Raw genomic sequence first — 25,174 nt, forward strand, 5'->3', positions numbered from 1 at the left:
ATGTTTTTTATGATGGAGAAAGGCATCATGCCTCGGTTTCACCTTCTTCAGATTAACGCAAAAGGTAACGTGATGTGTCCTGAAAATGAAAACGGGCGACCAACGCCGCCCGTTTTTCAGAATGAAGGCAGAACTAGATAGCCCAGCCGCCGGCATAAAAAGCGACCAGCGCGACCGCAATGACGACAGTTCCGATATTCAGCTTACGCCATTCGCCGGAAACCAGACGCCCGACGACCAGCGTGGCAAAGCCGATCATAATCCCGGTGACAATGTTACAGGTCAGTACAATAAATACAGCCGTTACCAGCCCCGCCATCGCATCGACGAAATCAGCAAAATCGATTTTCGCCACGTTACTCAGCATCAGCAGACCGACATACATGAGCGCCGGGGCGGTTGCGTAGACGGGAACGAGATAAGAGAGCGGCGAAAGAAACAGGATCAGCAAAAACAGCACACCCACGGTAATCGCCGTCAGGCCCGTTTTACCACCCGCCGCCGTACCGGCCGCAGACTCGATATACACCGCGGCTGGCGCCGCCCCGACCAGGCCGGAGAAAACGCTACTCAGGGAGTCGGTGGTTAGCGCTTTACCGCCATCGATAATTTGTCCGTCTTTGTCCAGCAGATTAGCCTGCCCTGCGACCGCACGGATCGTGCCGGTCGCATCAAACACCGCCGTCATCACCAGCGCCAGTACGCTTGGCAGAACGACAGGGTTTAACGCGCCCATAATATCCAGGCTGCCGATCAGTGAGTTGCCGTTTTCATCGCTCAACGAAGGCATGGCGAAAATGCCGGAAAAATGGACGTTAGGATCGAAGAGCAAACCCACAATAGAAATGCCAATAATGGTCAACAGAATGCCGCCGGGGACTTTCAGCTTTTCCAGACCGAGAATAACAGCCAGCCCCACGAGCGACATAATCACCGGGAAGGTATCGAAATCGCCCAGCGCGACCGGCAGGCCATCCAGCGGGTTTTTAATGACCAGGCCGACGCCGTTGGCGGCAATCAGCAACAAAAACAGGCCAATACCGATACCGGTTCCGTGGGCCACGCCCTGTGGCAAGTTACGCAAAATCCAGCTACGAATGCCGGTGGCGGAGATAACGGTAAACAGTACGCCCATCAGGAATACGGCGCCAAGCGCGACCGGGACGCTAATATGCTGCCCCAGGACCAGGCTAAACGCGGTAAACGCCGTCAACGAAATAGCGCAACCGATAGCCAGCGGCAGATTCGCCCAAAGCCCCATAACGATAGAGCCGACGCCGGCGACCAGGCAGGTCGCTACAAAGACGGCAGCAGGCGGGAATCCGGCTTTACCCAGCATCCCTGGCACCACGATGACGGAGTAAACCATCGCAAGAAACGTGGTTAAGCCAGCAACGACTTCCTGGCGAACGGTGCTCCCGCGTTGTGAAATTTTAAACCAGGCGTCGAGTGAACCGCCGGTACGCGCTGAAGGCGTAGACATAGAAAACATCCCCTGAGAATTTATTATTCGTCGGTATACGTGGGAGGTAATCCACTAACAGCGCAACGTTATCTCCTTGTGCTACATTTACGACAACCGGGGCGCCGCAAAAAAGCAAACGTTTAGCTCCACGTATACAAAACGGGTGGCAAAAAAAAGCAAACGATTATCCAGCGATCATAAACGCTTTTTCAACTGAACTTTGCCGCTTTTTATGCTTTTCTGCTTAGTATGCTCAATAAATCGCCAGACGATGCGCAAACGTTATCGTCCCTGCGCAATCCAGCAACAATTTTTCGCATCGCTGTTAGCAAATACGTTGCGCAATCTGCTCACAAAAACGCCATTATCCGCCAGGAATGGTAAACGGACCGCCCTGCTGAATCGCTCGTTGCCAGGCTGGACGCATTTCTACCCGCGCTTTCCATGCGTTGATATGGTCGAGATGAGCGATCCCGCCTCGGGCAAGCAGCGCAAATAGCGGGAAGCTCATCTGGATATCCGCCATACTTAACTGCTCTCCGGCAAACCAGGGGTGATTTGCCAGATGCCCGTCAATAAAGCGCGCATGGGTTTCCAGTTGCGGATTGAGGTACGCTTTTTGCGCGCCCTTACCGATAACGCCGCCCAACGTTCGCAGGCCCAATGGTACCGGCGGTTTACCCAGAGAGGTAAAGAGCAGTCTCATCAATAGCAAGGGCATGAGCGAACCTTCAGCGTAATGTAGCCAGAATCGATAGTGTTGTTTCCCCTGCGCATCCGCAGGTTTAAAGCGTCCGATACTGTCGTAAGTGTCCTGCAAATATTCCAGGATGGCGCCCGATTCCGCAATAACCATACCGTGATCTTCGATAACCGGAGACTTGCCCAGCGGATGCACTTTTTTCAATGCCGGCGGCGCCAGCATGGTCTTTTCACGCTGGTAACGCACAATCTGGTAAGGCAACGCCAGCTCTTCCAGCGCCCAGAGGATACGCTGCGAACGAGACTGATTTAAATGGTGCACCGTCAGCATGGCTGTCTCCTGTAAGGTATGCCAACTAACTATAGAAAATTATGGCAGTTGCCGTAAAAATTTCGGCTAAAAAATCAGCATTTCGCTGGCGAACAGGGCGTCGTCGCTTACACTTACAGTATCAACACAAACCGGAACCTCCACCACGTGCTCGATATGAGGGGTGTTGACGTCGGGGGAAACCCTCCTGTAATCAGCGGGATAGAGCGAAAGACAAAGACCGGAAACAAACTAAAGCGCCCTTAGCGGCGCTTTAGTTTTAGGTGAACTCAGCCCGATGGCCGAGTGCATATTAATCATCTTCAAGCAGCCGGGCACCCGTCCCGTGTTCGCCAAGCCTGTCGCCTGGATTTCGCAGCGGACAGTCGCTACGCGATAAACAGCCGCAGCCGATACAACCGTCCAGCTCATCGCGCAACGCCACCAGCGTATGAATACGTCGGTCTAACTCTTCGCGCCACTGCGAGGAGAGCTGCTTCCACTCTTTCGCGCTTAACGTATGCCCTTCCGGCAAGATACCAAACGCGTCGCCGATAGTTGCCAGCGGGATGCCGATACGCTGGGCGATCTTGATAATCGCGACATAACGCAACACGTCACGCTTGTATCGCCGTTGGTTACCGCTATTACGGATACTGGTAATTAGCCCTTTGCTTTCATAGAAGTGCAGGGCGGACACAGCAACACCGCTACGTTTCGCAACTTCCCCCGGCGTCAGTAAGGCTTTTAAACGGGGAGATTTTTTTTCCATAAATCGCTTTACCTCAAGTTAACTTGAGGAATTATACTCGCCCGCAGACAAAACGACGAATCGAATACTGTTTAAGAGGCAACAATATGTCGCATCAGCAGATAATTCAGACCCTTATCGAATGGATTGATGAACATATCGACCAACCGCTAAACATTGATGTGGTGGCAAAAAAATCGGGCTACTCCAAGTGGTATTTGCAGCGGATGTTTCGTACGGTAACGCATCAAACATTAGGCGAGTATATTCGCCAGCGCCGTCTCCTGTTGGCGGCCGTTGAGCTACGAACGACCGAGCGCCCGATTTTTGATATCGCGATGGACCTGGGCTATGTATCGCAGCAAACCTTCTCGCGTGTATTCCGCCGCGAGTTCGATCGCACTCCCAGCGATTACCGTCACCGCCTGTAGGGCGTCTGCCCGCGTATCGTCAGAGGCGCGGGCGTTTGTTGTAGCCAGGAGATGAATTCCTGCGGTGGTAACGCCTTCGCAAAGTGCCATCCCTGACAATACTGAACGCCGCGTTTTAGCAACCAGCTAACCTGTTCAGCCGTTTCAACCCCCTCCGCAATGATTTTTAGCCGCAAACTTTGCGCCATTTCAATAATATGTTCCACAATCAAATGGCTGGCGCTATTAGTGGTTAGCGTGTCGACAAAAGATTTATCAATTTTTAAAAGGTCGACATTTAATGAGTACAGGTTATGCAAGTTCGAATAGCCGGTACCAAAGTCATCAATTGCCACCTCGTATCCCGCCTGGCGAAACGCCTGAATAATCGGCGTCATTTTAGGCACATCAATAAATCCGCGCTCGGTCACTTCAACCTTTATCTGTTGCGCAAGCACTGAATGCTGACGCGTTTTTTCATGAATCATCACAATTAGTCGGGAAGAGAGAAAATCGGCGGCAGAGAGATTGATAGAGACATAAAGATGCGGGTGCGCGGCCAGAAAACCACCTAAATCATTAAATACCTCTTCGACGACATAATCGGTGATCTGCTCAATCATCCCCTCTTTTTCCGCCAGCGGAATAAATTCGCACGGGCTCATCACCGGACCGTGATAGCCCGGCCAACGCAATAGCGCTTCGGCACCTACACATGTCCCGTTTCGGATATCAATGATCGGCTGATAATGAAGGCAAAGCTGGTGCCTGGTAATGGCCCGTTGCAGCAATCGACGCGGTGAGTAATATGCCTGCCGGGATCGTGACCACATAAATAAGACGATAATGCTACAGATGATCCCTAACGGTAGCGTTAACGTAAGCTGATGAAAGAGGTTCTGGTAAAAGCGTTGCTTTGAGGTTGACACAATCGCGGCAACCGGTCGTTTTGCTGATTTAACCAGAGTATAAAAACGCTCACCCTGTTGGAACACAGGTTCACTCCGTCGTACCAAAGGTAATAGGTGATCAGCCTGCGCCTGTTCACTCAGAGAGAAAAAGGTGTTGGTCACCGTATCATACATTCCCCAGGCCAACGCCGGATCGTCTGACATCACCTCGCTATAAGATAAGGGATTGATAACCGCGACATAGTTTCCCCGCTGCATATATGTCATTTTATAACCGTTGAAAAAAGGCGTATCACGATAGTAATAAATAGCGATGTCAGGCTTTCGTTTATAGTCAGCGCGGGGAATAAAATAAGGACTTGTTGGCGTCATAACCGTAGAGCATAGAAAACGCTGGCCCTTAGCATAAATCAACTCGTTAATGTACAAATGACCGCGGATAATATTCAGCATTCGCTGTTGATGGGCTGGCGTACAGGCTTGCCCCTGATATTGTTCAGCGGCATCGCGGGCTAAATCTGCTTGCAGGATAACCCGCTCCGTTTTATCTAATACCAACTGCGCAAATGAATGTAACTGATTTCTGGTTTCAGAGACTGCCCGGATATGAGCAAACCAGATCGCCAGCAATACAGGAAGTAACACCACAATGATCGTTCCGAGAAATCTCAACACCTTGCGTCGTGTGCTTTGACTCATTTTCAGCCTATTTCCCTGCATTATTTGTGACTATTGTTGGCAAAATAAGACGTGAACCAAACGGAGGTTTACGGTGCATGAATTTATCAATATTAGCAACAGACTTTTACCGATCAACATTTACCATTAATAACTAAGCGCAATCTCTCTCGCATACCAGGCAGGACGCTAAATATTTTTGATAACATCAGATTTATACCTAAGTAAACGATGGGGTATACATCTTTACTCCTTTCTTTTGATAAATAACTTGATATTTTTATCAGGTCTGAATTTCACGAAAAAAAATAAAAGAGTAGTAATAATACATCTTTGCTTTCCGGCTGTTTCTCTACGGACGCGCAGAAGTCACACAAAAAATAAGGTTATAAAACGCACAAAAAATACATTGCCGATCTGGCGAATAAGTCTGTTTTTGTGATATAGTTCACAAAAACAATGAAACAGAAACAATGTTTCATTCGATGTTGATGTGACGTCCGTTGATAGCCAGAATGTCCCACGTTTCCCGGGAACAACGCCGTGCTGTCCTGGACAAAGGTCTATTCAGAGGAAATGTTTCATGGCTGCCATAACCACTGGTGTCGTTCTTCTCCGCTGGCAACTGTTGAGCGCCGTGCTCATGTTTTTAGCCAGCACGCTCAATATCCGTTTCCGTAAATCAGATTATATTGGTCTGTCGGTGATCAGTAGCGGTCTGGGCGTGGTATCCGCCTGCTGGTTTGCCACCGGTTTACTCGGTATTACCATGATGGATCTCGCTGCGATCTGGCATAACATTGAAGCCGTAATGGTCGAAACGATGAGCCAGACCCCGCCAGAATGGCCGATGGTGCTGACCTGATACGCTATCGCTGCCGATGAAGCCGCCCACCGGTTATCTCAACGCGGAATCGCGCGCCAGGAGTAGCCTTGCGAACCATCACGTCCCTCGCATTGCCGTTGATGAGGGCCGCCAGGTGTGGTTATCCAAAAATGGCAAGTGGAATAGTCCTAACAGAATCGAGCTAAACTTATTGAAGACATTGCCGACTCGTTAAATGACAAAAAAGACCCGTTTGTGCAACGGGTCTTTTTTATTAAGCAGTACCACCTGATAACAGCGACAAGCGCTGCTTATTTTACATTAATAATTTATCCGGAGAACAATCACGGATTATTTTTCCACCTTTCATTACCAGAACCCGGTCAAAATACTTTATCAGATATCGACGATGCGTCACCATGATCAACGTTTTCCCATGAATAAACTCATCTAAGTTATCAAAAATTTGCTTCTCGGTATTTTCATCCAGATTTGATGTTGGTTCATCCCATAAAAAGACGCTGGCGTTACTGCTCAGACTACGTGCTAATAATAACTGCTGTTGCTGTCCGGATGACAGGTTTTTAGCCATAAAATTCACCGGAAACTTCAGCCCCATAGGATGTTGCAAGATAAAACCACAGTTCGCCAGATGGAGCGCCTTGAGTACCCGGCCCCTGTCGTTTTGCGGTTTTAACGCGAAATTACTTTCAATGGTTCCGGTGAATAAAACATCATGTGTCGTCACCACGCTTAAATGCTGAGAAAAAAAGTTCTGCGATAAATGCCCTAAGTTATATCCATCATATAAGATGGCGCCGTCTGTTGGCGAAAGGTAGCCAGATAGCATTCCCAGTAATGAGCTTTTTCCTGCACCGCATTCGCCTATCACTGCGACACGCTGCCCCGCAGGTATGTCTATAGACAGTCGGTTAATAATCATCGGAGATTGAGCGTCATACTGATAACTCACACCCCGAATAGAGATATCGCCATTGCACTTTGATATAGACTGTAATGCCGGTGTTTTTTCTGCCTGATCTTCATCAAAAAAAGAAAGCAGATCCTTACCGGTTTTTTCTGCTGATAAAATAGAGATTAATGTAGAAGAAAAATTCGAAATGATCCCGGAAATACGACCAGAGACAATGACAGATGAAACAATTGCGCCAGTAGTAACATCACCCTTGATTACCATAAAAAAGGCTATTACCATAATAGTTATTTGGGTAATAGATGACATACTCCCCAATATAGATTGATAGATAAGATTTAATTTCCTTATCTTCAGGTTAAGATACGACTGTTCATTTGATGTGTTGACCCAATCAAAAAGTAAACCTTGATTATTTAAGGTATGGATCATTTTAATAGATAAGAAAACCTCTGAGATGAAGATATTCCTGTTCTTCTGTCCTTCTTTTTGTTTGTTCATTAACTCATTAGTATAATGGTGGTTAACGAGGGAAATAATAATAGAGACGATAAACATGGTAACAGGGACAATAACGACCAGACCTAAATTTACATATATAACAATGAGAAATATAATAAATATTGGAATATCGGCTATACGTTGAAAGATCGAGTTTAATAAAACGGGTTTAATTTTCTGAAACTCATTCCATAGCACAAATGCTGATGACATGGATCTGCCATTTTTCTTTTTACTATAAAGTACCGCTTCAAGAAATGCGATATCAATATCGACGTCATCCTGCCTTGCTGTGATAGACTGATAAATATCTTTCGAAGTACGAAGGATAAACTCAAAAACAATAAATACAGCAACAATTATAGCCACGCCAAATAAAGATGAAACCGAAGCACTTGGAACAAGCTTATCATAGAACAGATTACTAAATACTGGAATAGTTAACGCAAAAATTGCCATAAAAAGAGATGAAAAGAAGTATTTAGTATAAAAAATCTTGTTCATCGATAAAGAGTTTTTTATGATATTTTTTACTCTTATACTATCAACAACTTTATTTAAAGGTAGTATACTAAATGCAGATAACTCTTTTAAATATTCATCTTCAATTTCAACATAGCAGAGTTCACCGCGCGCGTTTACCAACTTTATTTTTTGCCCGCCACTCACACACACCATCCACTTCATTTCTGGTGTTAATAGTAAAATCGGCATAGGCTCATTTAGTAAATCCTCACCATTATTAAATAATATATCCTGTAGAGAAAGCCCTAACGACAAAAAGAAATTCTTCATTTGTATAGAGTCGTCAGTGTTATTTCTGTCGTACTTTTTAAATCTTAAATTTATATCATCTTCTTTGATGTCAATTTTTATGTTGAATTTTTTAGACACTATAGATAATGCCGTTTCCGCACTTAAATAATAAGGTTCTAGTTTTTTATCCATAAGTAAACCCCCTCACCCAAAGGTGAGGGGTCTCCGTTATTATGCGTGTTCTTCTTGATTATCTACAGGTAACGTAACTTCATTAACGGCGAAAACTTCAATAGCGCCGTTATTGTTGTGCCCTACAGAACTCGTTGAAGGGGAATCATTAATATCATCCTCGGTCTTTCCTCTTGCATTCATTGCGTTCACAATATCCGCCGAGGAGTGATCGACTGAGAATGTTTTCTCCTTAATCAGGAAATCATCGTCCTTATCAAGGAATTTCACGTCCATAGTATATTCACCATCTTCCAAAGATAGCGGAACTTCGAATATTGCTTTCTGGTTAGTTATCGGCAGAGTAAACTCTTCTCCTTCAAACATAACACTGACATTAACAATATTCTCAGGTACTGATATTTCAAAAGAAGGTGTCTGACTAATTGAACGATCTATTTCATCCCCAGAGTCAGCGTTTAACAATGTAATACTATAGGCTGTCTCCTTCACCACGCTTTCTTCCGCCGCAGACGGCACTGTACGAAGATGCGTAGCGCTTTCGGCATTCACTGTTTCAGACTCCGGTGGAGTAACCGCTGTTGGCGTGGCGTCATCGCTCGCATCGTCATGCTGGCTATCCGCTGTTACCGTCACCGTTGAGTCAACCGTCACCTCCAGCGAAGCAGATTGCAGTGAGTTCCCCGCGCGATCCACCACCGTCACGCTCAGCGTGTAGGTACCATCATTCCAGGCGGCTGGCGGCGTGAAGGTCCAGCCATCCGCGCCTTGCGTCGCCTGATAGATGTCTGTCACGCCATTATGCGTCACGTTTACGGTCACCCCGGTCACGTCAGCATCAATATGCTGCAGCGTGAACTTAGGCTGGGTGTGATTGTGATTCGTCACGTTATCGCTGTCTGAAGCGCCATTGCCTTCACCTGCTGCCAGCGCAATCTCCGGCACGGTCAGCGTACTGTCGATCGTAACGGTAATGGGTAACGAGTTTTTCTGATTACCCGCGGCATCGCTTGCGATTACCGATATCGTATAGGAACCATCAGCTAACGGTGTACCTGGCGTAAAGAACCAAACGCCATCGGCATTTTTTTCAGCATTATATACGGTCCCATTGATATCGACCTGAACGACCACAACATCGCTTTCCAGATTCCCGATAATAAAGGTAGGCTGATTATCTCGCGTAATATTATCGCCCACCGTACCACTGTCTGAGTCTGGAGATAATGAAATAACAGGAGTCTCTTTCATGATATCGAGAGGGACATCATCACTCCGGTTACCAATCGCATCCACACTCGTAATGGTAAACTTCCCTTCCGATGGATACGGGATCGCCATACTCCATTTACCATTATCAGGAACGGTTAACGTATAAGTATTCCCATTACTATCGGTTATTATTAGCTGAGATTTGGCTTCCGCCGTTCCCTGCATAATAATTAGATCGTTGACAATATCTGAATAAGTTACGACCGGAGCGTTTGGCGGCGTTCGATCAATAAATATTTCATGTACTTCTTCCTTACGGTTGCCTGCGTTATCCTCAATACTCAAAGTGATATCGTATTTCCCTTCCGGAAGTTGATCGGTCGATAACTCCCACTGCCCATTAGCCGCAACGACAGCGGTTGCCAGCGTGACCCCTGCCACGATTAATGATACCGTAGCGCCAATTTCCCCCATACCTCTCATGGTAATAGTGGAGCTATTACTCCACCAGTCCGTTTTCGATGATGATTTATTGTCATCAAGCTCGCTGGTAAATACCTGGATATGCGTATCGACCCAAATGGAATACTTTTCCTGATTTACGTTACCAGCACGGTCCGTAGATTTAACAGTGATATCCAGCTGGCCTTCTGTGAAATAAAGCGGGTTCACCGGCATCTGCCAGTGGCCTTTGTCATTAACCCAAACTTCCCCCACATTTAAGCCATTAATGATGATTTCTATTTTGCTATTGGGCTCGGCACTGCCACTAAACAATAAGTTACGTGTCGTGTCCGTTATATATATTTTGCCATCACTACCGGTCATCTCTGCTAACGTTTGTCCACCGATAGAATCAATGGCGACAGGCGTCGTATTAAAGGTATCGATAGTAAAGTTTAGCGTTTTCGAGGTAGCCGTGTTGCCTGCTTTATCGGTGATAACATAATAAATGCTATGGGAACCATCGCCCAACGGTGACTCAGGTCGATAAACTTGATTTCTGTCCGTCACCGTGATCGTATCGACTAACACCCCATCAATGAAAATCTGAACACTCTGGTTCATTTCTCCATAAATACTAAACGCAGGCCGGGTTTGACTCGTTATACTATCATTACTGAAAATACCGTTATCAGAACCTGCCATCATAACAGGATTATCGATAAACGTACTGGTATCTATCGTGACGAGTAAGCGAGGCGATTCTGCCGTATTACCTGCCGGGTCTTCGGCAACCACTCGGATAGAATATTCACCATCTTTTAACGCATTATCAAACTGATAGGACCAGGTTCCATCTTCAAGCACAAGAACATTTGCCACGATCTTTTCATCCACATAAATATGGATTGTGGCTCCCGCTTCTGCGGTGCCAACTAACACAGGCTTGTTGTGACTAGTAATCAGATCGTCAAGTGAACCAGAGTTGCTCGCATCTTCAAGGTTGAGCGTTGGGAAGTCGGTTGATGAATCGACATCCACGCTATAATCCTTGCTCACTTCAGTGTTGCCAGCAACGTCAGTAATGCTGAAATGAATATTAAACGTACCATCATCTTGCAGCAGTATCGGCGCGCGCCATGTGCCATCAGCCTCAACCATAACAACGTTGACTAATTTACCATCGACAAAGATGCTGACCTGAGAACCTGCCTCCCCGACACCTGAGACTGACAACGCCCGGTTATTAGAGAGGGCCGGTAATGAATCTTCATCAATGTCAAAGACAGCAATTTGAGAATCGATTGTCACGGTTGTAATCGCAGACTCAACCCGGTTACCAGCAGTATCCGTAGCAACAAATTGCACCTGATACTCGCCGTCGGCGCTATTTGCCGGCATGGTATAGCTAATATTACCTGACGAACTCGCCTCTACTGTGCCTTGTAACACACCATTAATATAAACCTGTACCGTCGCGCCGGGATCGGTCATGGCAACCAGTACCGGAGACTTATTATTGGTAATCAGATCATATTTATCACCGCTATTAGTATCCCGACTTAATGAAATATCGCTGATTTCAATCTGCGTATCATGTTCTATCAGGATATCTTTTTGTTGGCTGTTGCCCGCTTTATCTTCCGATACCACGACAAAGGCATTACTACCTTCACGCAGATCTAATTCTGCGCTCCATCGACCATCATTGCCTACCACCAGGGTAGCAATAACCACCCCCTGTGGATTCCTGATGGTTAAAGTACTTCCGGCTTCGGCAGTACCATCGATGGTGACATGAGATTTATTGGTGATCCAGTCGCCAACTTTGCCACTGTCATCAGCTTCGCGTAATACCACGGTTAACGGCGAAATTACCGTATCCAGTATCACATTCTGCGGACCAAACTCTCTGATATTGCCGGCAACATCTTCAACTTTAAACGTTAATACATAATTACCGTCATTACCCAAAGCAGGTAATACTACGCCCCAGTGTCCTGCGCCTGTCGTATAAGCAATCGCTTTTTCAACGCCATTCACAAAGATAGTGATTTTGCTGTTTGGCTCACTGGTGCCGCCAATCTCCGGCGTCACCGTATTGATATATCCGCCCTCATGCATTCCAGATATATTCCATACCAGTTCAGCAACCTCGGTATCGATAGTGACATCAACGGCGGTGGAACGCAGTTCGCTATTATCGCGAGGGTTGACGATACCCACCTGGACGACATAATGGCCATCTTTCATTTCCGATAACTGGAAAGTATATCGACCCGCTGTATCCGCTGTCGCCTCGCCGACCTTCACGCCATCCACATAAATACTCACAATCGCATTAGGTAACGTGTTCCCAACCAGGGTCGGCGTTTTATTATTCGTGGTAAAGTCTCCTAAGGCACCACTATCGCTCTCCTCGCTGAGCTTTATGGTTGGAGGCGTGACATCAATAACAGGTATTACGACAGGAAAGTCGACCTGCGACGATTCATTACCCGCTTTATCTTTGGCAACAATGCTCACAACATAGGAGCCTGGCGCTAATACTGATGGCGGCGTCCAACTCCATTCGCCATTCGCATTGGCGTTTGCCGAGCCGACCACTTTCCCATCCCACTGAATCATAATCGTCGAGAACGCTTCGGCTAGCCCTTTGAACTCAGGACGCAGGCTGGTTGCTTCATACTGATCATCAATAGATGGATCCGAAAGGCGAATGGTAGGATCGATCGTAACCGTATCGATAGTGAATCTTTCCTGCGTTTGCGCAGTATTTCCCGCGACATCTGTTGCGACGACGTTGATGGTATACATGCCATCCGGCAGTATATTCGGCGTCACACTCCAGTTGCCATCGGCGCCAACCGTAATCGTGTGTTTTAGAACCTCCCGACCTGACTTATCATCAACAATGGTAATCACCAGTTTCGCATTAGGCTCCGCAGTACCTTCGAATTTGGGATTTTGCTTATTCGTAAGGTTATCGCTATTGGAGCTGCCGGTATCAGACGCTGGCTCCATTCTGACACTGACGCTTGTCGTGGTATCAATGGTAAAGGGCAGCTTAGTTTCAGAAGTATTTCCGGCAATATCTCTGAAGACAACAACGGCTTCATATACGCCATCGTTTAACGCAACGGGAACCTGAAATTCCCAGAGGTTATTGCCATTTGCCGTAACCGGATAAGAAACGCCGTTAATTCTGATTACAACAGTATCAATATCGGCGGGTACATTGCCAATAACGAAACGTGGTTTAGTGACACTCGTAATATTATCAACAGCGCTTTCGCCAGTATCATCCGCATCCAGCAAATCAATACTGGGATCAGAAACAATAGTGTCTATTGTGAATGATACCTCTTTGCTAATTTTATTACCTGCGATATCTTCAGCCACTATTTCTATTTTGTAAGTTCCATCCACTAACGGTGTATCAGGGGTAAACAGCCATTTATTACCTGCCCCCTGAGTCAGTGTGCTGGATTTCCCGTTTAAAATTACCGTCACGCTCTGCAGCGGTTCTCTGGCTGAAATTTCAAAACGTGGAGAGGTAATATTCGTAATACCATCCGTAGAATCCTTTCCGGCGTCGTCCAGCATCACGACGCTCAGGCCGTCAATCTGCGTATCCACGGTGAAGCCCAGCGTGGAATTTGCCGTATTTCCTGCCCGATCCGTCGCCTGGACATGGAGAGTATAATGACCATCAGGCAATGCGCTACCTGCAGTAAATTCCCACTGCCCGGCCGCATTTTTACTGATAGGCGTCCAGTTTACGCCATCGAAAGAAACCAGCACCGATGTCACATCATCAGGCGTTGCAATTTCAAAAGAGGGACGGGTAGCATTGGTGACATTATCGTGATCGTTGATGCCGCTATCTGTTGTTAACGTAACACTGTCAATCTGAACCTGCGTGTCGATTTCAATCTGCAGTTCGGCCGATGTTTTGGTATTACCAGCAATATCCGTTACGGTAACAGAGATCGTATGCTGACCGTCAGACAGCGGTTGATCCGGCGTAAAGGTTAAATTCCCCCCTGTGTTTTCAATGGTGTAATCCCGACCATCAATATGAACCACAATGTGTGATACATCATTATCGACATTACCGATAATAAACACCGGTTTGTTAATCCTGGTAAGATTATCATTAGTATCATCACCAGTATCATGGGTGGGATCGAGTACAATTGTCGGCTCTCGCAGAGTCGTATCAATCGTAAACTGCAGCGTTTCTTGCGCAACGTTGCCAGCGATATCAGTCACATCAACCAAGAGAGTGTGTTTCCCATCAGGTAATGCCGAACCGACATTAAATATCCAGCGGCCATCCCCTCCTTTTGTGAGTTCAATCCAATTAGCGGCGTTATCGATTTTAACGCGCACATGGGTAATATCATCAGCGGTAACAATACTAAACTGCGGCTTGTCGACTTTGGTAATGTTATCTACATCGCTATCACCGCTATCTGTAACCAACGTGACGCTTTCAATTTCAGCCGTCGTATCTATCACAACAGGTAATGGTTTCGATGTCGCGGTATTTCCGGCCTTATCTTCAACCGTAACGGTAATATTATAAGAACCATCCGGAATGGCATTGCCTGGTGTAAATTGCCAACCAGCCCCAACCTTAGTCGCGTTATAATCATGACCATCAATCGTCACCACGACTTTAATAACATCGGGGTCAACATTACCAATCGTAAAGGTGGGTCGTGAAATATTAGTAATATTATCGGCGGTATTCGCTCCGGTATCTTGTCCTGCATCTAAAGCAATAGTCGGAACCTGTATATTAGTATCGATATTAAATACTAAATCTTTATTCGCAATATTACCTGCCTCATCCGTGGCCTCTACGCGAAGGGTATATGTGCCGTCAACCAGAGTATTCGGACTGTCAAAAATCCATTGTCCGTCGGCATTTTTGCGTATCACATTCCAGTTAGCGCCACCATCCAGGGTTACGCGTACCTGGATGACATCACCGGGAACGTCAATTCTGAATGACGGTTTGGCAACATTCGTTAATTGATCATTCTGCACGCCAGTATCATTAAGCAATACGATATTGTTAATGGTTGTCGTGGTATCAATACGCACCTCTAATGGCGCAGATTCTTTTACATTCCCCGCCAGATCTTCCACCACAACGGCTAACTGATATGAGCCATCAGCCCAGCTCGCAGAAGGCGTAAAGCGCCATTGACCATTGGTGAATACCGCCGCTTCCTCGTGCGTTTTACCGTTGTAAGTTACTTTGACCATCACGCGCGTAACGTCAGAATCAACCTGGCGTATGTCGAACACCGGCCGATCGTGATTAGTGAGGCGATCGCCAACAGTACCGCTATCTTCGCCAGCTGCCAGTTCAATCACCGGCGTAGTCAACGTACCGTCTATCGTCACCTTTAAAGGCGCGGATGTTTGCTGGTTGCCTGCCACATCTGTTACCGTCACGGTGAATGTGTAGCTACCGTCCGCCAAAGCAGAATCCGGTCGATAACGCCAGCCGTCGGCTGATTCGGTGAGTACCACCGTTTTAAACGTGCCGTTATGCTCAATACTCAATTCCACGTGTCGAACATCTTTATCGATACTCCCCAACACAAATACCGGCTGAGTGACACTGGTCAGATTATCGTTCTTATTCTGTCCGGTATCCTGATCGGGCGCTAGCTCAATGGTTGGCGTCAACAACGTGATGTCGATAGTGAAATCGAGCGTCCCCGTCATCTTATTACCCGCACCGTCAGTCACTTCCACGATCAGGGTATGCTGTCCCTCTGGCATATCCGTCGGCCAGGTGTAATCCCAAATGCCAGCCGTCGAACTCTTGATTGCAGTAACCCAGGTCGTGCCGCCGTCAATACTCAGAAGAACCTTTTCCACATCATCCGGTACCGAGATCTGGAACTGCGGACGCACATGTTTTGTGATATTATCGCCAGGGACGCCGCTATCGTTGACTAATTCAATATGATCAATGGCTATTTGCGTATCCACTGTCACCGTCAGCGGCGTAGACGGACGCGTATTTCCCGCCCGATCCTCCACTGTCACCGTCAGCGTATAATCACCGTCGCCCCACGGTGCTGGCGGTGTAAAGCTCCATCCTCCAGCCCCCTGTGTCGCAGTAAACGAGGTTGTCGTTCCATTATGCGTGACGCTGACTGTAACGTTGATAACATCCGAATCGATATTCTGCAGAATAAAGGTCGGTCGGGTGCGATTGGTCATATCATCGCCAGGCGTACCGGTATCATCCGTGCTATCCAGCGCAATGGTCGGCGTCGACAACCGGGTGTCGATGAAAAATTCAAGCGTTTGCGTCGCCGTATTGCCCGCTCTGTCGGTGACCATGACGGTTAGGGTGTGTTTTCCATCGCCCATATCCGTTGGCCAGGTATAGCCCCAGACGCCTTCGATACCCTGCGCCGCGCTCACCCAGTTTGCGCCGCCATCAATGCTCAGTTGCACAGAATTCACATCCGCCGGCACCGTGATCTCAAACTGCGGACGGGTGCTGTTAGTTAGATTGTCATCCGGCACGCCATGATCATTGACCAATGTAATATCAGTAATGCTGGTTTGCGTATCTACCGTCACTATCAGCGGCGTGGACTGACGAACGTTTCCTGCGTTATCCGTTACCTCTACCGTCAGTGTATAGCTACCGTCCGCCCAGTCAGCATCTGGCGTAAAGCGCCACTGTCCTCCAACCTGGGTTAGTGTCACTTCCTGGCTATTGCCGCCCTGTGTGATCCGCAAAATGACCGATTGCGCATCGGAGTCAATATTGCCAATGGTAAAGCCCGGTCTTTTGACGCTCGTAATATGATCGCCAATGGCACCTGTATCGTCCCTGCTATCCATAGTGATGGTAGGCGTTGACAGCCGGGTATCAATGGTAAAATCGAGCGTCTGCGTCGTCTTATTTCCCGCCTTATCGGTCGCTTCTACCGTCAGGGTATGTAGCCCGTCGGTCACATCTTTCGGCCAGGTGTAATCCCAGATCCCTGCCGTGCCCTGTGTTGCACGAACCCACGTATTACCGCCGTCGATACTCAGACGTACCTCGTTGACATCCCCTGGCACCGTGACACGGAAGTGTGGACGAACGTCATTGGTCAGGTTGTCGCCGGGAATACCGTTATCATTAACCAGTTCAATAGCATCAATGGTGATTTGGGTATCAACCGTGACCGTCAGCGGCGCCGAGTATTTTACGTTACCCGCTTCATCCTCCACCCTCACCGTCAGCGTATAGTCGCCATCTGCCCATGTGCCGGTCGGTGTCACGCTCCAGATGCCGGTCGCGCCTTTGGTGGCCGTCAGCACTTCTTTCGTGCCGCCATGCTGCACCTCAACCGTGACATACCGCGCGTCTGCGTCAATATTGCCCAGTAAAAACGTCGGCTTATTCGCGTTGGTCAGGTTATCGCCTTTTATTCCGCTATCGTCCGTGTTGTCCAGCACGATAGTCGGTTCTGACAGTAGGGTATCGATGATGAAGTCCAGTTTCTGCGTCGTCTGGTTTCCCGCCTTGTCGGTCGCCTCCACTGTCAGGGTATGCTTCCCCTCTCCCACATCAGCCAGCCAGGTATAATCCCAGACGCCCGGCGTCGCGCTCTGGGTAGCGTTGAACCATGTCTTGCCGCCGTCAATGCTCAGGCGCACCTCGTTAACATCCGTCGGTACCTTCACCTGGAACTGCGGACGCACGTTATTAGTCAGATTATCGTCGGGAATACCGCTGTCATTGACCAGTTCAATGTTATTAATGGCGATTTGCGTGTCCACCGTCACCGTCAACGATGCAGAATGGCTGGTGTTCCCCGCTTTATCTTCGACTGACACACTCAGGGTATAATCGCCCGCCCCCCATGATGTCGGCGGCGTAAAGGTCCATCCGCCTACACCTTTCGTGGCGTCAAATGTGGTGGTGACGCCGCCATGCTCCACGCTGACCGTAACGCGAACGGCATCATCATCAATATGTTGCAGGTTAAATGTCGGCTGGGTGCGATTGGTCATGTTATCGCCCTGGATGCCGGTGTCGTCCGCGCTATCCAGTACGATGACCGGCGTCGACAGCGCGGTATCAATAGTGAAGTGGAGTGTCTCCGTCACCGTATTACCCGCATTGTCAGTCGCTTTCACATTCAGCGTATAGTCGCCATCCGGCACGGTGCCCGGCCAGGTATAATTCCAGACGCCCGGCGTCGCGCTCTGTGTCGCCTTAACCCAGGTCACGCCACCGTCAATGCTCAGACTGACTTCGTTAACGTCCCCCGGTACCGTCACGCGGAACTGCGGATGGGCGTCGTTAGTCATATTGTCGCCGGGAATACCGTTATCATTAACCAGTTCAATAGCATCAATGGTGATTTGGGTATCAACAGTGACCGTCAGCGACGCTGAGTGTTTTTCGTTCCCCGCCTCATCTTCCACCCTCACTGTCAGCGTATAGTCGCCATCTGCCCATGTACCGGTCGGTGTCACGCTCCAGTTGCCGGTCGCGTCTTTGGTGGCCGTCAGCACTTCTTTCGTGCCGCCATGCTGCACCTCAACCGTGACATACCGCGCGTCTGCGTCAATATTGCCCAGTAAAAACGTCGGCTTATTTACGTTGGTCAGGTTATCGCCTTTTGTTCCGCTGTCGTCCGTGTTGTCCAGCACGATAGTCGGTTCTGACAGTAGGGTATCGATGATGAAGTCCAGTTGCTGCGTCGTTTTGTTTCCCGCCTTGTCGGTCGCCTCCACTGTCAGGGTATGCTTCCCCTCTCCCACATCAGCCAGCCAGGTATAATCCCAGACGCCCGGCGTCGCGCTCTGGGTAGCGTTGAACCACGTCTTGCCGCCGTCAATGCTCAGACGCACCACGTTGACATCCGTCGGTACCGTCACCTGGAAGTGCGGACGCACGTTATTAGTCAGATTATCGTCGGGAATACCGCTGTCATTGACCAGTTCAATATGGTCAATGGCGATTTGCGTATCGATGGTAACCGTCAACGGCGCTGAGTGGCGAATATTACCCGCCTCATCTTTCACCGTTACCGTCAGCGTATAGTCGCCATCAGTCCACGCGCTGCCGGGTACAAAACGCCACTGCCCGTTAGTCTGCGTCAGCTCCACCTCCTCGCTGTGACCATCGCGCATCACCTGCACGACGACCTGAGTCACGTCAGAATCAATACCGCCGATAATAAAACCCGGTGTTTTAACGTTAGTCTTATTATCGTTGGCGGTGCCGCTATCATCTGCGCTATCCAGCGTGATGGTCGGTGTCGACAATGTGGTATCAATGATAAAATTGAGCGTTTCCGTCGCCGTGTTGCCTGCAACATCGGTTGCTTTCACTGTCAGGGTATACGTATTTTCGACCAGATCTGTCGGCCATATATACTCCCAAACGCCGTCGGGCGTCAGCGTTGCGTTAACCCAGTTGATGCCGCCATCAAGACTCAGTTGCACAGAGTTCACGTCCGTCGGTACCGTAATATGAAACTGTGGACGTGCTTCATTGGTCAGGTTATCCCCGACAATACCCGTGTCATTAAGAAGTTCAATGCGATCAATAGACGTTTGCGTATCGATAGTCACCGTCAGCGGCGCAGAATAATTTGTATTACCCGCCTTATCTTCTACCTTTACCGTCAGCGTATAGTCGCCATCGGTCCAGGCTGCGCCCGGCGTAAAGCGCCACACACCGCCGTTCTTAATCAACTCTATCTGTTGGTTCTTACCATCATGCGCCACCGTCACCACCACTTTGGTCACGTCGGCGTCGATATTACCGAGGGTAAAGCCTGGCATCTTAACGTTGGTGATGTTATCGCCAGCGGCGCTGTCATCCGCACTGTCCAGGGTAATCGTCGGTTCTGACAGCATGGTATCGATGATGAAGTCCAGTTTCTGCGTCGTTTTGTTTCCCGCCTTGTCGGACGCTTCCACCATCAGGGTGTGAGGGCCGTTAGCCACATTCGTCAGCCAGGTATAATCCCAAACGCCCGGCGTCGCGCTCTGCGTGGCGTCAAACCACGTTTTGCCGCCATCAATGCTCAGTCTTACACCGTTAACATCCGCCGGTACTGTCACCTGAAAGTGCGGGCGTGCTTCATTGGTCAGATTATCGCCGGGGATACCGCTGTCGTTAACCAGTTCAATACGGTCAATGGCGATGTGCGTGTCTACTGTCACCGTCAACGGCGCGGACTGCTTCACATTTCCGGCCCTATCTTCTACCTTCACCGTCAGGATATAGTCGCCGTCCGCCCAGTCGCTGGTCGGCGCAAAGCGCCACTGTCCGCCGGTCTGAACCAGTGGCACCTCCTGTTTAATGCCATTGTGCATTACCTCCACTGTTACCCGGCTGACATCGGTATCAATATTGTTGAGGGTAAAGCCCGGCGTTTTAACATTGGTGATATTATCGCCCGCGATGCCGCTGTCATCTGCGCTGTCCAGCGAGAGGGTCGGCACAGACAGAGTGGTATCGATGGTGAAATCGAGCGTCTGTGTTGTCTTATTTCCCGCCTCATCGGTCGCTTCTACCGTCAGGGTATAGCCTCCGTCGGCCACATCATCCGGCCAGATATAATCCCAGACGCCCGGCGTCGCGTTCTGGGTAGCGTTGAACCACGTCTTGCCGCCGTCAATGCTCAGGCGCACCACGTTGACATCCGTCGGTACCGTCACCTGGAAGTGCGGACGCACGTTATTAGTCAGATTATCGTTGGGAATACCGCTGTCATTGACCAGTTCAATGTTATTAATGGCGATTTGCGTGTCCACCGTCACCGTCAGCGATGCCGAATGGCTGGTGTTTCCCGCTTTATCTTCGACTGACACACTCAGGGTATAATCACCATCCGCCCACGCCCCTGTCGGCGTAAAGCTCCATCCGCCTACGCCTTTCGTGGCGTCAAATGTGGTGGTGACGCCGCCATGCTCCACGCTGACCGTAACGCGAACGGCATCATCATCAATATGCTGCAGGGCAAATGTCGGCTGGGTGCTATTCGTCATGTTATCGCCCTGGACACCGGTATCGTCCGCGCTATTCAGTACGATGACCGGCACTGACAGCGTGGTATCCACCGCGAAATCGATGGTCTTCGTCACTGTATTGCCTGCTTTATCAGTCGCTTCCACCGTTAGCGTGTATTGACCATCTGCCAGGTCTGTCGGCCAGATATACTCCCAGCTTCCTGCCACGCCCGGAGTTGCCTGAACCCACGAATTACCACCGTCAATGCTCAGACGGACTTCATTGACATCGGTCGGTACCGTCACACGAAAGTGGGGACGGTCGTCGTTGGTCATATTATCGCCTTTCACGCCGCTATCGTTGACCAGTTCCACCCCATCAATGGCGATTTGGGTATCGATAACGACCGTCAGCGGTGCTGAGTAGTTGGTATTTCCTGCCTTATCTTCTACTTTCACCGTTAACGTGTAGCTGCCATCCGCCCACGTATTCCCTGGTGTAAATAACCAACTACCATTGAGGTGAGAAAGTTCGATCTCTTCGCTCACGCCATTGTGCATCACCTGTACGACGACCCGATGCGCATCGGCATCAACACCGGAAATAGCAAAACCTGGCTTATTGATGTTGGTCAGGTTATCGCCTGTAACCCCCGTATCATCCTTAGAAAGCAGGGAAATCACCGGCGTTGATACTGTGGTATCGATAGTAAAATCGAATACCGCGCTGTTCGCTTTATTACCCGCAATGTCCTCAACCTTGACATAAACCTGATGCAAGCCTTCCGTTAAATCTGAAGTAAAGGTATAGGCCCATGAACCATCAGGTTGTTGCGTGGCAACACCGATCTGCGTATCAGACGCGGCATCCCATACCTGAACACTGATAATGTCCGGATCAATATCTTTTAGGTGCAAGGTAGGTTTAACGATATTCGTTAAATTATCATCTGAAATTCCCGAATCTGAATCCGGGCTCAATGAAACTATCGGTATTGAAATAGCAGTATCGACGCTAATTAAGAAAGGATCCGAATGGGCAATGTTGCCAGCGATATCTTCAACTGAAGCAGTTATTCTATGATCGCCATCAACCAAACCTTGATCGGCTTTCAGAGTATACTCCCATCTGCCATCTTTATTTGTTCTGACCTCAGCGATCAGCGCACCATCAATATAGAGTTTAACCGTTGAATAGGGTGCAGCGGTTCCTGTCAGTGCAGGATTCTTTTCATTAATAATATGGTCTGTATTATCAACCCCCGTATCGTTGACCAACTCTATTGTTGGTTTTTGCGTTTGCGTTACGATTTGGAAATTATACGCTGATGAGGAGGCAGTATTACCGGCAATATCTTCTACCTTTACCGTTACGTCATGCGAGCCATCGGATAACGCTGTGGTAAATTGAAAATTCCATACACCATCATCGCCAGCAATAGCCTCGCCACTTAACACACCGTCGACATAGATGGAAACCTTAGCATTAGCTTCAGCCATCCCGGTAAACAACGGCGTATTAATTTTAGTAATCATATCGCCTTTAACGCCAGAATCAGCGCTATCATGCAACATAACAGTAGGGATCGGCGTAAAGCTATCAATGGTAAGCTGATAATCTACAGATGACGTTCTTCCTAAAGGATCGATGGATTCAACCGTAATCTTATAAACATTGTCAGACAGATTTCGGGAAATATCAAAATTCCAGTTACCGTCTGCATCCGCAGTCGTCACGCCTATCGTTTTACCATCAATAAGGATATTTACGGTAGCAAACCTATCCGCTGTTCCCAGTAACGTCAGAGCATTATGTTTATTGGTAATCCAGTCGCCTTTTGCACCGGAATCATCACTGGCATCGAGTTCCGCTTTTGGAGGTACAACTTCAGTTTGAATAGTAAAAGAATATTTAACAGTAGAGGATTTATTACCGGCGGCATCCTGAGAAATGATTTCAATATCATAGGCACCCTGAAGAAATTTATTACTAAACTGATAATTCCAGGTCCCGTTTGAGTCAACCTCAATGCTGTCATATAATTTACCATCTCGCATCAATAAGATGGTAGACTTTGGCTCTGCCGTACCGACTAAAGCCGGTAAATCATTCCCTGATAAAATTATACCATTCGGTAAAACAACAAAATCCTCCAAAGAAACTGTCGGAGGTACAGGGGCAACAGTATCGATAACGTAACTAAAGGAAAAATCCTTTTTGTTGCCAGCGACATCTTCAACAGTGAACGTAAGATTGTTAACCCCTTCCACTGAGTCGGAAGTGAAATTGAACGTCCATTCGCCCTTGTCATTCGCTTTAAAAATAACCTCTTCGCCAGTCTCACTATTTATGACACTGATAATAGCATTTGGCTCAGTTTTACCTGTAAAGGTTGGGCGAGTATTGTTAGTAACGTTATCTCCGACAATACCGCTATCATCAGTCGTTTCAATCTCAGCGCTGAAATAGCTGATACGTGTATCAATAGTAAAAGGCAGATTTGCCGTCGCTGAGGTATGCCCGGCAATATCAGTAGCTGTTGCTGTTATATTGTATTCGCCATCCTTGAGCGGCGTAGTAAGCGTATAGCTCCATGTCCCATCTTTAGCAACAATGACCTCACCAAGATGTTTAAGTCCAAGATAAATAGAGACTGTAGAACCGGGTTCCGCCACACCAATAAATGTTGGCAGGGTGCTATTTGTAATGCTGTCATTTTTAATGCCGGAATCACTACTATCATCCAGCTCAATCGTCGGCTTTTCCGGAGCAATGGTGTCGGTTATGATACTATCCGTCGTTTCGTTTTTATTACCTGCTTTATCTACGGCAACGACTTTTATACTATTTTCGCCCTCAGATAGTTCATTATCTTTAAATTCATAACTCCAGTTTCCATCTTTATCGACATCAACGCTGGCAACCAGTTTATTATCTACATAAATGTCAACCTTAGCATTCTCTTCCGCCGTACCAACAATTGAAGGCGTCAAGGTCGGCGTTAAGCCCTTATGACCGGACACACTACTTTCAGGCGAAAGTTCAAATGTTGGCTTATCGGTAACGGAATCGATAGTAATGACAAGTTTGGCGCTACCGCTCCCATCAGCAGTCTTGGCCTCTGCCTCCAGATTGTATGTTCCATCAGTCAATGTTTCAGGCGCAGTGAAGGTGAAGTTACCCAAACTATCCGCTACAGCCTGACCGACAGCAATACCATTAATTTTAATAATGACCGTGGCATTGGGAGCAGTGCTACCTACAAACTGAGGTTTGGTAAAATTAGTTATACTATCATCTTTGCTACCGCTGTTACTCTCGGCCGCAAGCGCTAATGTGACTTTAAGCGGCTCTTTAACAGACTCGGCATCGAGCTTATTTTCCTCATTTTTACTGCTATTACTTTTGCCAGTGCTGGTATTTTTATTAATAGGTTGAGGAAGAACTTTTTCAGCATCGTTCTGTTTAGAAGCCTGCGTTGCTTTAGCCTGTGTATTTTGCTGGGAAGCATCGCTTTGCTGAGCCAGATTGTCTTTTGCTACATTGTCAGCCAAAAAGTTCTGCAGCATTTCTTCAATTTGCTTTGACGAGTTCTGTACTTCAAACGCTTCATTGAGCGCTTTTTCTGCAGCCTCCTTAGCTTTCTCAGCTTCTTCCTTCGCCTTATCAGCTTCTTTCTTTGCGTTTTCAGCCTCGTCAAGCTGCTTTTTTAATTCCTCTTCTTCCTTCTTATTTCGTCGTTTGCCATCACCTTTCTTTTCTACCTGAGCAGAATCAACCAATGAGCTGTCAATTCTCTCTAGTTGAATATCTTTTAAATCTACGCTGCCCAGAATTTTAGCGCCGGTAATAGTCTTATCTTTAAATTTAACAGCGAGGTTATTGCCTTTGATACTTGAATAAAGAGCGCCATTGACAATGATCACTGACCCATGCGGCGTCGTAATGTTCATGTCTGGCCCGGAAAGAGAAACTTTTGCGCCTTTGGCATTACCCAAAGAAGATAAATCAATTACAGAATTTTGATCGGCAAAAAACTTTTGTATGCTTTTATTTCCCATAATATTATATTCA

The 25,174-nt window shown here is 47.9% G+C and carries 8 protein-coding genes; 2 read left to right on the forward strand and 6 right to left on the reverse strand.

The annotated features are described in order from the left end of the window. Positions 1-133: 133 nt before the first annotated feature. The 3 genes from ghxP to soxR form a co-directional block, all read right to left on the reverse strand. The gene (gene ghxP, locus ACLJRE_RS16515; RefSeq protein ID WP_000106907.1) at positions 134-1,483 is read right to left on the reverse strand and encodes a guanine/hypoxanthine transporter GhxP; all 1,350 of its coding nucleotides are present in this window, start codon (positions 1,481-1,483) and stop codon (positions 134-136) included. 346 nt (positions 1,484-1,829) lie between these two features. Then, positions 1,830-2,498 carry a glutathione S-transferase family protein gene (locus ACLJRE_RS16520; RefSeq protein ID WP_000958575.1) on the reverse strand — a complete coding sequence of 223 codons (669 nt, stop codon included), beginning with the start codon at positions 2,496-2,498 and terminating at the stop codon, positions 1,830-1,832. 292 nt (positions 2,499-2,790) lie between these two features. After that, complete coding sequence (gene soxR, locus ACLJRE_RS16525) at positions 2,791-3,249, reverse strand: redox-sensitive transcriptional activator SoxR (protein WP_000412686.1); 459 nt, start codon at positions 3,247-3,249, stop codon at positions 2,791-2,793. 86 nt (positions 3,250-3,335) lie between these two features. On the opposite strand from soxR, the gene soxS reads away from it, so the two are divergent. Beyond that, positions 3,336-3,659, forward strand: a complete 324-nt coding sequence (gene soxS, locus ACLJRE_RS16530; protein WP_000019483.1) for a superoxide response transcriptional regulator SoxS — start codon at positions 3,336-3,338, stop codon at positions 3,657-3,659. On the opposite strand, the gene ACLJRE_RS16535 is transcribed toward soxS, so the two are convergent. Next, a complete protein-coding gene (locus tag ACLJRE_RS16535; RefSeq protein ID WP_023212847.1) occupies positions 3,647-5,248 on the reverse strand; it encodes an EAL domain-containing protein in 1,602 nt (533 codons plus the stop codon). The genes soxS and ACLJRE_RS16535 overlap by 13 nt on opposite strands. Positions 5,249-5,810: 562 nt before the next feature. Here ACLJRE_RS16535 and ACLJRE_RS16540 point away from each other — a divergent pair. Continuing rightward, entirely contained in the window at positions 5,811-6,092 is a 282-nt protein-coding gene (locus ACLJRE_RS16540; protein WP_023212848.1) for a YjcB family protein, read from the forward strand. 277 nt (positions 6,093-6,369) lie between these two features. Here ACLJRE_RS16540 and siiF read toward each other — a convergent pair whose 3' ends face one another. Together siiF and siiE are read right to left on the reverse strand one after the other, a co-directional pair. Further along, positions 6,370-8,436, reverse strand: coding sequence for an SPI-4 type I secretion system protein SiiF (siiF, locus tag ACLJRE_RS16545; protein ID WP_000358574.1), 2,067 nt, complete (start codon positions 8,434-8,436; stop codon positions 6,370-6,372). A 39-nt stretch (positions 8,437-8,475) separates the two neighbouring features. Beyond that, the gene (gene siiE / locus ACLJRE_RS16550; RefSeq protein WP_023212849.1) at positions 8,476-25,161 is read right to left on the reverse strand and encodes a non-fimbrial adhesin SiiE; all 16,686 of its coding nucleotides are present in this window, start codon (positions 25,159-25,161) and stop codon (positions 8,476-8,478) included. Positions 25,162-25,174 lie beyond the last annotated feature (13 nt).

Source organism: Salmonella sp. SAL04157 (assembly GCF_046551635.1).
GTDB classification, from domain to species: Bacteria; Pseudomonadota; Gammaproteobacteria; order Enterobacterales; family Enterobacteriaceae; genus Salmonella; species Salmonella enterica.